This is a genomic window from Endozoicomonas sp. ALB091 (assembly GCF_049310265.1).
GTDB lineage: Bacteria > Pseudomonadota > Gammaproteobacteria > Pseudomonadales > Endozoicomonadaceae > Endozoicomonas.
The window spans coordinates 61,853-74,214 of the sequence record NZ_JBLYNQ010000013.1; the positions used below are offsets into that span (position 1 = coordinate 61,853).

General features: G+C 50.5%; 4 protein-coding genes. All 4 read right to left on the reverse strand.

From position 1 onward, the window contains the following. Positions 1-60 precede the first annotated feature (60 nt). Positions 61-2,853: a DUF1601 domain-containing protein gene (locus ACO6UX_RS23545; RefSeq protein ID WP_422450733.1), complete on the reverse strand. Its 2,793-nt coding sequence runs from the start codon at positions 2,851-2,853 to the stop codon at positions 61-63. 76 nt (positions 2,854-2,929) lie between these two features. Then, on the reverse strand, positions 2,930-5,461 hold the full coding sequence (locus tag ACO6UX_RS23550; protein WP_422450734.1) for a DUF1601 domain-containing protein: 2,532 nt from the start codon (positions 5,459-5,461) through the stop codon (positions 2,930-2,932). Between the two features lie 76 nt (positions 5,462-5,537). Continuing rightward, the gene (locus ACO6UX_RS23555; protein WP_422450735.1) at positions 5,538-8,597 is read right to left on the reverse strand and encodes a DUF1601 domain-containing protein; all 3,060 of its coding nucleotides are present in this window, start codon (positions 8,595-8,597) and stop codon (positions 5,538-5,540) included. Positions 8,598-8,765: 168 nt separating this feature from the next. Beyond that, positions 8,766-12,212 (reverse strand): DUF1601 domain-containing protein, encoded by a 3,447-nt coding sequence (locus tag ACO6UX_RS23560; RefSeq protein WP_422450736.1) that lies wholly within the window; start codon positions 12,210-12,212, stop codon positions 8,766-8,768. Positions 12,213-12,362: the final 150 nt, after the last annotated feature.

A 12,362-nucleotide genomic window follows, 5' to 3' on the forward strand; every position in this document is an offset into this window, starting at 1 on the left:
CGGCGATAGATCAAACTAAAACATTTCCTCTAATATCCGACTTTCTTTCCAGAAAAAAGTTCAAAATATTTGATTGAAGGACCTTGGCTTTTTTTTCCTCTTCCTTGTTCTTTTTTTGGGTTTGCCTGTTTGCTTCTCTGAATGCTCTTCGCCGGTTAAGTAACAGTGATGTGAGGATTGACACCCGTTATCGATGGTAACGTTTGCCTCATATACCCACCCGATTTTATAGGATACAGAACCATGGGCCTGTGGCGGGATGTCCAGCCTGGTCTTTATTTCATCAATACATCGTTTTATTGAATCCGGGTTCAAAAAGGTGTTAGTGGGGATTTCAATGACCTCAAATCCTGCTTTTTGCAGCAGTGCGATTTTCAGCAGAGTCGAACCATTCCTGGTTTTGAAATCACCACACACGTAATGAAAGGGTCCCTGAATTTCAATAATAATATTGTGGTCAGGCAGTAGCAGATCAACCGGAGGTAATGAGTTCAGACTCCTTTCTGCTTCAATTTTTAAAGAGGGAATAGATGATTGAAGTTGATCGTGGAAGTCGGTTTGATGTTTTGAAATGCTGGTCTGGTAATGGGGGACGATGGGACACGCCCTGTCAAGCCAGCTTGCGGCCATGGCAATGAGGGATTGTTCCTCTACATCGTTTGGGGATGCATTTTCGAAGCGAGTAAACAGGGCGTCCATGTGCTTTTCAAGCAAGCTGTTTTTATTGGTATTGGCATTGGCATCTGGACAGAGCCTGGCACAGCATACCAATACTCCCCAGAGAGACATCGATATATCTTGCTGAGATAACTGAGGGCATTGACTGATTTGGTAGAGAAGAAGTTCAGACGTGGATTTAACCACGTTCAGCTCAACGAGCTCACCCAGTTTCGCCATGGCCCACAGCAGGCTGGCGATATCCCGGGCATTGAGTTGGACTTTCTTTGCGTTCTCGTGGGGCAACAGCGCGGCCACGACCTCTTTGAGACCTGGTGTCTGCTCCTGCCCGTTGTCCACCAGTTTTGCCATGGCCCACAGCAGGTTGGCGATACCCTGAGGAATAAATTGGTCTTTTTGTGCGTTCACGTGGGGCAGCAATGCGGCCACAGCCTCTTTGAGTTCTGGTGTCTGCGCCTGCCCGTTGTCTACCAGTTTCGCCATGGCCCACAGCAGGTTGGCGATTTCCTGGGGTTTAAAGTTAGCTTTCAGTGCCTTCACATGGGACAGCAGCGTGGCTACGGCCGCTTTGAGCTCTGGTGTCTGCGCCTGCCCGTTGTCCACCAGTTTTGCCATGGCCCACAGCAGGTTGGCGATTTCCTGGGGGTTAAAGTTAGCTTGCAGTGCTTTCACGTGGGGCAGTAGCATGGCTATGGCCGCTTTGAGCCCTGGTGTCTGCTCCTGCCCGTTGTCCACCAGTTTCGCCATGGCCCACAGCAGGTTGACGATACCTTGTGGTATAAAGTTAGCGTTCTGTGTATTCACGTGGGGCAACAATGCGCCTGAGGCCTCTTTGAGCCCTGGTATCTGCTCCAGCCCGTTGTCCACCAGTTTCGCCATGGCCCACAGCAGGTTGGCGATATCCTGGGCATTAAATTGGACTTTCTGTGCGTTCATGTGGGGTAACAACACGGCTAAGGCCTCTTTGAGCCCTGGTGTCTGCTCCAGCCCGTTGTCCACCAGTTTCGCCATGGCCCACAGCAGGTTGGCAGTTTCCTGTGGCTTAAAGTTAGCTTTTTGTGTGTTCACAAGGGTCAACAGCACGGCCACAGCCTCTTTGAGGCCTGGTATCTGCTCCAGCCTGTTGTCCACCAGTTTCGCCATGGCCCATAGCATGTTGGCGATATGCTGGGCATCAAATTGGTCTTTCTGTGCATTCACGTTTGGCAACAGCACGACTAAGGCCTCTTTGAGCCCTGGTGTATGCTCCAGCCCGTTGTCCACCAGTTTTGCCATGGCCGACAGCAGGTTGGCATTTTCCTGTGGCTTAAAGTTAGCTTTCTGTGCGTTCAAGTGGGACAAAAGTATGGCCAAGGTCTCGTTGAGCTCTGGTGTCAGCTTCTGCCCGTTGACTACCAGTTTCGCCATGGCCCACAGCATGTTGGCGATCTGCTGAGGAATAAATTGGACTTTCTGTGCGTTCACGTGGGGCAACAGCGCGGCCACTGTCGCTTTGAACCCTGGCGTCCACTTCTGCCCGTTGTCTACCAGTTTTGCCATTGCCCACAGCTGGTTGGAGATTCCCCAGGCATCAATGTCCCTGGCTTGAGGTTTTTGGTTGCACTTGAATATGATGGCATCAAGTTGTGTTGACAATAAGTAAGCTTGAGTTAGCTTGACACGCTCATCCATGGGGTTATGAGGGGTAAAAAACCCCGCTGAAGTCAATGAATGGAGTGTTGTTGTAAGGCTTCGCCAGTCCCAACGCCGTGTTATGGTAAAATTTTGCAGCAAACGTATCAGCTGGCTTTGTTCAGCTTGATTTAACGGTCTTTTAGCAGCTGATGTGTATCTTTTAATTGAATCAGCATACAGACCGTGATGTCTCCCATCATAGCGATCACCGAAACGATAAGATTTACTCACCAGATCAGCCATTATTTCTGGTTTGATGAGCGCCTTAAAATCTTGAGCAGGGTTAACTGAACGGCGCTGTAGATGTTGAGAAGGGCGTGCGTCAGAAGAACGGTAAAATGTAGTACGCCCCGGGTTTGTTCGTGGGGTATCATCCCACTGCCTGACCGTGGCCTGTCGGTATCGTCCACGCCTCGAAGCAGCAGCACGGCCACCCGCTCGGTTATGATTATTATCGGATCTTGCGTATTGACCACTGATACCGGCAGAGCTTCCGTCCATAATTATATTTCATTACTTCATGAAAATATAAAAAGCAGACTGCTGTGCGGTTCAGAAGTTCATTTTGCTGAAATGATTATATATAAGCAGTGCCGTATTTCTCATCTGCAGACCCGCTTTTAAGTGATACGGAGCCATGACCCTGTGGCGGGATGTCCACCCTGGTCTTTATTTGATCAATATATAGTTTTATTGAATCCCGGCTCCTGAGCTGGTTAACCGGGATTTCAATGACCTCAAATCCTGCTTTTTGCAGCAGTGCGATTTTCAGCAGAGTCGAACCATTCCTGGTGTTGAAATCACCATTCACGTAATGAGACCGTCCCTGAATTTCAATCACCATGTTGTGGTCTGGCAGTAGCAGGTCAACCGGAGGTAATGAGTTCAGACTCTTTTCTTCTTCAATCTGCAAAGAGGGAATGCATGATTGGAGTTGAGTGCGAAAGTCGGCTTGAGGTTTTGACAGGTTAGTCTGGTAATGGGGGACGATCGGACACGTTCTCTCAAGCCAACTGGCGGACAGGGAAATGATGCGTTGATCTTCTTCATTATCTGGGGATGTATTTTCCAGGCGAGTAAACAGGTCATCCATGTGCTTTTCAAGCCAGTTATTTTTATTGGTATTAGAGTCTAGAGACAACCTGGCACAGCATACCATGACTCCCCAGAGAGACATCAATATCGCTTGCTGAGAGAGCTGAGGTTTTTCACTGATTCGGTAGACAAGAGATTCGAACGTCGATTTAACCACGTTCAGCTCAACGAGCTCACCCAGTTTTGCCATGGCCCAGAGCAAATTAGCGATTTGCTGTGGATTAAAGTTAGCTTTCTGTACGTTCACGTGGGGCGACAGCGCGGCCACGGTCTCTTTGATCTCTGGTGTCTGCCCCTGCCCGTCGTCCACCAGTTTCGCCATGGCCCACAGCAGGTTGGCAATACCCTGTGGTTTAAAGTTGGCTTTCTGTGCGTTCACGTGGGGCAACAGCGCGGCCACGGTCTCTTTGATCTCTGGTGTCTGCTCCTGCCCGTCGTCCACCAGTTTCGCCATGGCCCACAGCAGGTTGGCAATACCCTGTGGTTTAAAGTTGGCTTTCTGTGCGTTCACGTGGGGCAACAGCGCGGCCACGGTCTCTTTGATCTCTGGTGTCTGCTCCTGCCCGTCGTCCACCAGTTTCGCCATTGCCCACAGCAGGTTGGCGATTTCCTGTGGTTTAAAGTTAGCTTTCTGTGCGTTCACGCAGGGTAGCAGGGCGGCCACGGACTCTTTGAACCTTGGTGTCTGCTTTTGCCCTTTCTCCGCCAGTTTCGCCATCGCCCACAGCAGGTTGGCGATATGCTGAGGAATAAATTGGTCTTTCAGTGCTTTCACGTGGGGCAACAGCGCGGCCACGGCCTCGTTGAGCCCCGGTGTCCGCTCCTGCCCGTTGTCCACCAGTTTCGCCATGGCCCACAGCAGGTTGGCGATTCCCTGGGCATTAAATTGGTTTTTCTGTATGTTCACGAGGGGCAACAGCGCGGCCACGGCCTCTTTGAGCCTTGGTGTCTGCTCTTGCCCGTTATCCACCAGTTTTGCCATGGCCCACAGCAGATTGACGATTTCCTGTGGGTTAAAGTTCGCTATTTGTATGTTCACGTGGGGCAACAGCGCGGCCATGGCCTCTTTGAACTCTGGTGTCCGCTCCTGCCCGTTGTCCACCAGTTTCGCCATGGCCCACAGCAGGTTGGCGATATGCTGAGGATTAAATTTGTCTTTCTGTGCGTTCACGTGGGGCAACAGCGCGGCCATGGCCTCTTTGAACTCTGGTGTCCGCTCCTGCCCGTTGTTCACCAGTTTCGCCATGGCCCACAGCAGGTTGGCGATATGCTGAGGAATAAATTGGTCTTTCTGTGCGTTCACGTGGGGCAACAGCGCGGCCACGGCCTCTTTGAGCCCTGATGTCCACTCCTGCCCGTTGTCTACCAGTTTCGCCATGGCCCACAGCAGATTGGCTATGCCTTGGGGATCAATATTCCTCGCTTCAGGTTTTTGGTTGCAGTTAAATATTATTGCATCAAGTAGCGTTGACAATAAGGCAGCTTGAGTACGCTCAACACGCTCATCTATGGGGTTATGGAGGGTAAAAACACCCGCTGAAGTAAAGGAATGCAGTGTTGTCGTCAAGCTTCGCCAATTCCAGCTCCGCGTTGCTGTGAAATTTTGCAGCAAGCGCATCAGCTGGCTTTGTTCCGCGCGATTTAACGGTCTTTTAGCAGCTGACGTGTATTTTTTAATTGAACTGGCATATCGACCGTGATTTCTCCCATCATAGCGATGACCGAAACGATATGATTTACTCACCAGATCATCCATTACTTCTTGTTTAATGAGGGCATTGAAATCTTGAGCAGAGTTCACTGAGCGGAACATTAGATTTTGAGAAGAGCAAGCGTCAGAAGAGTGGTAAAAATCGTTACGCCCCGGGGTAGTACGGAGGGGATTATCCCACTGTTCGACTGTACCATGTCTATATTGCACACGCCTTGAAGAAGCGGCATGGTCATTCGGTTGGTTGTAATCATTATCTGATTTTGCGTATTTACTACTGATACCAGCAGAACTTCTATCCATAATTATATTTCATTAATTCATGAAAATATAAAAAGCAGACTGCTGTACAGTTCAGAAGTTCATTTTGCTGAAATGTTTATATATAAGCAGTGCCGTATTTCTCATCTGCCGACCCGCTTTTAAGTGATACAGAGCCATGATCCTGTGGCGGGATGTTTATCCTGGTCTTTATTTGATCAATGTATAGTTTTATTGAATCCCGGCTCCTGAGCTGGTTAACCGGGATTTCAATGACCTCAAATCCTGCTTTTTGCAGCAGTGCGATTTTCAGCAGAGTCGAACCATTCCTGGTGTTGAAATCACCACTCACGTAATGAGACGGTCCCTGAATTTCAATCACCATATTGTGGTCTGGCAGTAGCAGATCAACCGGAGGTAATGAGTTCAGACTCTTTTCTTCTTCAATATTCAAAGATGGAAGGCATGACTGGAGTTGATCGCGGAAGTCGGTTTGAGTTTTTGAATTGTTTGTCTGGTAATGGGGGATGACCGGACACGTTCTCCCAAGCCAACTGGTGGCCATGGAAATGATGTGTTGATCCTCTTCATTATCCGGGGATGTATTTTCCAGGCGAGTAAACAGGTCATCCATGTGCTTTTCAAGCAAGTTATTTTTATTGGCATTAGAGTCTAGAGCCAACCTGGCACACAATACCATGACTCCCCAGAGAGACATCAATATGCCTTTCTGAGAGAGCTGAGGGTGGTCAATGATTTTGTAGATAAGCGATTCGGACGTGGAGGTAACCACATTCAGCTCTACAAGCTCGCCCAGTTTCGCCATGGCCCATAGCAGGTTGGCGATTTCCTTTGGTTTAAAGTTTGCTTTCTGTGCGTTCACGAGGGGCAATAGCACGGCCACGGCCTCTTTGAGCTCTGGTGTCCGCTCCTGACCGTTGTCCATCAGTTTTACCATGGCCCACAGCAGGTTGGCGATATGCTGAGGCATAAATTGGTCTTTCTGTGCGTTCACGAGAGACAACAGCGCGGCCACAGCCTCTTTGAGACCTGGTGTCAGCTCCTGCCCGTTGTCCACGAGTTTCGCCATGGCCCACAGCAGGTTGGCGATTTCCTGTGGGTTAAAGTTAGCTTTCGCTGTGTTGACGAGTGGCAACAGCGCGGCCACGGCCTCTTTGAGCAGCGGTGTCAGCTCCTGCCCGTTGTCCACGAGTTTCGCCATGGCCCACAGCAGGTTGGCGATTTCCTGTGGTTTAAAGTTAGCTTTCTGTGCGTTCACGCAGGTTAGCAGGGCGGCGACGGCCTCTGTGAACCTTGGTGTCTGCTTTTGCCCTTTGTCCGCCAGTTTCGCCATAGCCCACAGCAGGTTGGCGATATGCTGAGGAATAAATTGGTCTTTCAGTGCTTTCACGTGGGGCAACAGCGCGGCCAAGGCTTCGTTGAGCCCTGGTGTCCGCTCCAGGCCGTTGTCCACCAGTTTCGCCATGGCCCACAGCAGGTTGGCGGTTCCCTGGGCCTTAAATTGGTTTTTCTGTATGTTCACGAGGAGCAACAGCGCGGCCACGGCCTCTTTGAGCCTTGGTGTCTGCTCTTGCCCATTATCCACCAGTTTCGCCATGGCCCACAGCAGGTTGGCGATATGCTGAGGAATAAACTGGCCTTTCTGTGCGTTCACATGGGGAAACAGCGCGGCCACGGCCTCTTTGAGCTCTGGTGTCTGCTCCTGCCCTTCGTTCGCCAGTTTCGCCATGGCCCACAGCTGGTTGGCGATATCCTGGGCATTAAATTGATCTTTCTGTGCGTTCACGTGGGGCAACAGCGCGGCTACGGCCTCTTTGAGCTCTGTTGTCTGCTCCTGCCCGCTGTCCACCAGTTTCGCCATGGCCCATAGCAGGTTGGTGATTTCCTGTGGTTTAAAGTTAGCTTTCTGTGTATTCACCTGGGGCAACAGCGCGGCCATGGCCTCTTCGAACTCTGTTGTCTGCTCCTGCCCGTTGTCCACCAGTTTCGCCATGGCCCACAGCAGGTTGGCGATAGCCTGAGGAATAAATTGGTCTTTCTGTGCGTTCACATGGGGCAACAGCACGGCCACGGTCCCTTTGAACCCTGTTATCCACTCCTGCTCGTTGTCCACCAGTTTTGCCATGGCCCACAGCAGGTTGGCGATCCCCTGGGCATTAAATTGGTCTTTCTGTGCGTTCACGAGGTGCAACAGCGTGGCCACCGTCTCGTTGAGACCGGGTGTCCGCTCTTGCCCGTTGTCCACCAGTTTGGCCATGGCCCACAGCAGGATGGTGATATGCTGAGGAATTAATTGGTCTTTCTGTTCGTTCACATGGGGCAACAGCGCGGCCACGGTCTCGTTGATCTCTGGTGTCCGCTCCTGCCCGTTGTTCACCAGTTTCGCCATGGCCCACAGCAGATTGGCAATTTGCTGGGGGATAAATTGGTCTTTATTTGCGTTTAGATGGGGCATCAGCGCGGCCACGGCCTCTTGGAACTCTGGTGTCTGCTCCTGCCCGTTGTCCACCAGTTTCGCCATGGCCCAAAGCAGGTTGGCGATTCCCCGGGCATCAATATCCCATGCTTTAGCTTTTCGGTTGCACTTGAATATTATTGCATCCAGTAGCGTCGACAATACGGCAGCTTGTGTACGCTTAACACGCTGATCCATCGGTTTATGAGGGGTAAAAACACCCGCTGAAGTAAATGAGTGCATTGTTGTCGTCAGGCTTCGCCAATTCCAACTCCGTGTTACTGTAAAATTTTGCAGCAAACGCATCAGCTGGCTTTGTTCAACCCGATTTAACGGTCTTTTAGCAGCTGACGTGTATTTTTTAATTGAATTGGCATATAGGCAGTGATCTCTCCCATCATAGCGATGACCGAAACGATACGATTTACTCACCAGGCCATCCATTATTTCCTGTTGGGTGAACGCATTAAAATCTTGAGCAGGATTTACGGAACGGCGCGGTAAATATTGAGAAGGGCATGGGGCAGAAGATTGGTAAAATTCATTACGCCCCGGGGCTGTCCGGGGGGGAGGATCCCACTGTCTGACTGTGGCATACCTGTATCGCCCACACCTTGAAGAAGCGGCATGGTCATTCGGTTGGTTGTAAGCATTATCTGATCTTGCGTATTTACCACTGATACCTGCAGAGCTTCTGTCCATAATTATATTTCATTAATTCATGAAAGTATAAAAAGCAGACTGCTGTTCTGTTCAGAAGTTCATTTTACTGTAATGCCTGTAAAACCAATCCGTTATTTTCAAATCATTTTGGGCAACAGGTATTCAACGCTGGCGCTCCATCCCTGGAATATGAACACAGTTCTTGAGTCATGATGAAAGGGAAGAGGTTATTGGCTTTTTTTTTCTCTTCCTTTTTCTTTTTGTTGGTTTGCCCGTTTGCTTTTCTAAATGTTCTTCGGCGGTTAAGTAACAGTAATCTGAGGATTGACACCCTTTATCGACGGTAACGTTTGCCTCATCTGCCCACCCGATTTTATATGATACAGAGCCATGGCCCTGAGGCGGGATGTCCACCCTGGTCTTTATTTGATCAATACATCGTTTTATTGAATCCGGGTTCCAAAAGGTGTTAGTGGGGATTTCAATGACCTCAAATCCTGCTTTTTGCAGCAGTGCGATTTTCAGCAGAGTCGAACCAGTCCTGGTTTTGAAATCACCACACACGTAATGAGAGGGTCCCTGAATTTCAATAATAATATTGTGGTCTGGCAGTAGCAGATCAACCGGAGGTAATGAGTTCAGACTCCTTTCTGCTTCAATCTGTAAAGAGGGAATACATGATTGAAGTTGATCGCGGAAGTCGGTTTGAGTTTTTGAAATGGTTGTCTGGTAATGGGGGACGATCGGACACACTCTGCCAAGCCAGCTTGCGGCCATGGCAATGATGGATTGTTCATCTCCATTGTTTGAGGCTGCATTTTCCAGGCGAGTAAACAGGCCATCCATGTGCTTTTCAAGCAAGCTGCTTTTATTGGCATTGGCATCTGGAGAGAGCCTGGCACAGCATACCAATACTCCCCAGAGAGACATCGATATATCTTGCTGAGATAACTGAGGGCATTTACTGATTTGGTAGACAAGAAGTTCAGTCGTGGATTTAACCACGTTCAGCTCAACGAGCTCACCCAGTTTCGCCATGGCCCACAGCAGGTTGGCGATTTCCTGTGGTTTAAAGTTCGCTATTTGTGTGTTTACGTGGGGTAACAGCGCGGTCACAGCTTCGTTGAGCCCCGGTGTTCGCTCCTGCCCGTTGTCCACCAGTTTTGCCATGGCCCACAGCAGATTGGTGATACCCTGTGGTTTAAAGCTAGCTTTCTGTACGTTGACGTAGGACAACAGCGCGGCCACGGCCTCGTTGAGCTCTGATGTCTGATCCTGCCCGTTGTCCACCAGTTTCGCTATGGCCCACAGCAGGTTGGCGATATCCCGGGCATTGAATTGGTCTTTCTTTGCTTTCACGTGGGGCAACAGCGCGGCCACGGCCTCTTTGAGACCTGGTGTCTGCTCCTGCCCGTTGTCCACCAGTTTTGCCATGGCCCACAGAAGGTTGGCGTTACCTTGGGCATTAAATTGGTCTTTCTGTGCGTTCACGTGGGGCAACAGCGCGGCCACGGCCTCTTTGAGACCTGGTGTCTGCTCCTGCCCGTTGTCCACCAGTTTTGCCATGGCCCACAGCAGGTTGACGATATGCTGAGGGATAAATTGGTCTTTCTGTGTGTTCACGTGGGGCAACAGCGCGACCACGGCCTCGTTGAACTCTGGTGTTTGCTCCAGTCCGTTGTCCACGAGTTTCGCCATGGCCCACAGCAGGTTGGCAATGGCCTGGGCATTAAATTGGTCTTTCTGTGTGTTCACGTGGGGCAACAGCGCAACCACGGCCTCGTTGAACTCTGGTGTTTGCTCCAGTCCGTTGTCCAGCAGTTTCGCCATGGCCCACAGCAGGTTGGCAATGGCCTGGGTATTAAATTGGTCTTTCTGTGTGTTCACATGGTACAACAACGCGGCCACGGCCTCGTTGAGCCCTGGTATCTGCTCCTGCCTGCTGACCACCAGTTTCGCCATGGCCCACAGCAGGTTGGCGATATCCTGGGCACTAAATTGGTCTTTCTGTGCGTTCACGTTGGGCATCAGCGTGGCCACAGCCTCTTTGAGCCCTGATGTCCACCCCTGACCGTTGTCTACCAGTTTCGCCATGGCCCACAGCAGGTTGGCAGTATGCTGAGGAATAAATTGGTCTTTGTGTGCGTTCACATGGGGCAACAGTGCGGTCATGGTCTCTGTGAACTCTGGTGTTCGCTCCAGCCCGTTGTCCACCAGTTTTGCCATGGCCCACAGAAGGTTGGCGTTACCCTGGGCATTAAATTGATCTTTCTTTGCGTTCACGTGGGGCAACAGCGCGGCCACGGCCTCTTTGAGCCCTGGTGTCAACTCCTGCCCGCTGTCCACCAGTTTCGTCATGGCCCACAGCAGGTTGACGATACCCTGAGCCTTAAATTGGTTTTTCTGTACGTTCACGTGGGGCAACAGCGCGGCCACAGTCTCGTTGAACTCTGGTGTCCGCTCTTGCCCGTTGTCCACCAGTTTCGCCATGGCCCACAGCAGATTGGCGATATGCTGAGGAATAAATTGGTCTTTCTGTGCGTTTACGCAGGGCAACAACGTGGCTACAGCCGCTTTGACGCCTGTTGTCTGCTCCTGTCCGTTGTCCACCAGTTTCGCCATGGCCCACAGCAGGTTGGCGATATCCTGAGTATTAAATTGGTCTTTCTGTGCGTTTACGTGGGACAACAGGGTGGCTAAGACCTCTTTGAACTCTGGTATCCGCTCCTGCCCACTGTCCACCAGTTTCGCCATGGCCCACAGCAGGTTGGCGATACCCTGGGCATTAAATTGATCTTTCTGTGCGTTTACCTGGAGCAACAATGCGGCCACGGCCTCGTTGAGTTCCGGGGTCCGCTCCTGCCCGTTGACCACCAGTTTCGCCAAGGCCCACAGCAGGTTGGCGATATGCTGAGGAATAAATTGGTCTTTCTGTGCGTTCACATGGGGCAACAGCGCGGCCACTGCCTCTTTGAGCCCTGGTGTCCAATGCTGCCCGTTGACCACCAGTTTCGCCATTGCCCACAGCTGGTTGGCGATTCCCCGGGCATCGATGTCCCTGGCTTGAGGTTTTTGGCTGCACTTGAATATGATTGCATCAAGTAGCGTTGATAATAAGGCAGCTTGAGTACACTTAACACGCTCATCCATGGGTTTATGAGGGGTAAAAACACCCGCTGAAGTCAATGAATGAAGTGTGGTCGTGAGGCTTCGCCAGTCCCAACGCCGTGTTATGGTAAAATTTTGTAGCAAACCTGTCAGCTGGCTTTGTTCCGCTCGATTTAACGGTCTTTTAGCAGCTGATGTGTATTTTTTAATTGAACTGGCATACCAGCTGTGATTTCTCCCATCATAGCGATGACCGAAACGATGCGATTGATTCACCAGATCATCCATTATTTCCTGTTTGATGAGCGCATTAAAATCTTGAGTAAGGTCTACTGAACGGCGCTGTAGATTTTGAGAAGGGCATGCGTCAGGAGAACGGTAAAATGTATTGCGCCCGGGATTAGTGCGTGGGGTATCATCCAACTGCCTGACCGTGGCATGTCGGTATCGTCCACGTCTCGAGGAAGCGGCATGGCCACCCGGTCGATTACAATCATTAACTGATCTTGCGTATTGACCACTGATACCGGCAGAGCTTGTATCCATAATTATATTTCATTAATTCATGAAAATATAAAAAGCAGACTGCTGTGCCGTTCAGAAGTTCATTTTGCTGAAATGTTTATATAAGTAGTTAACCAAATGAAATCATATTTTCTGACTAAGTGGACGGTCACTCCCGGCAACTGCTCCTGC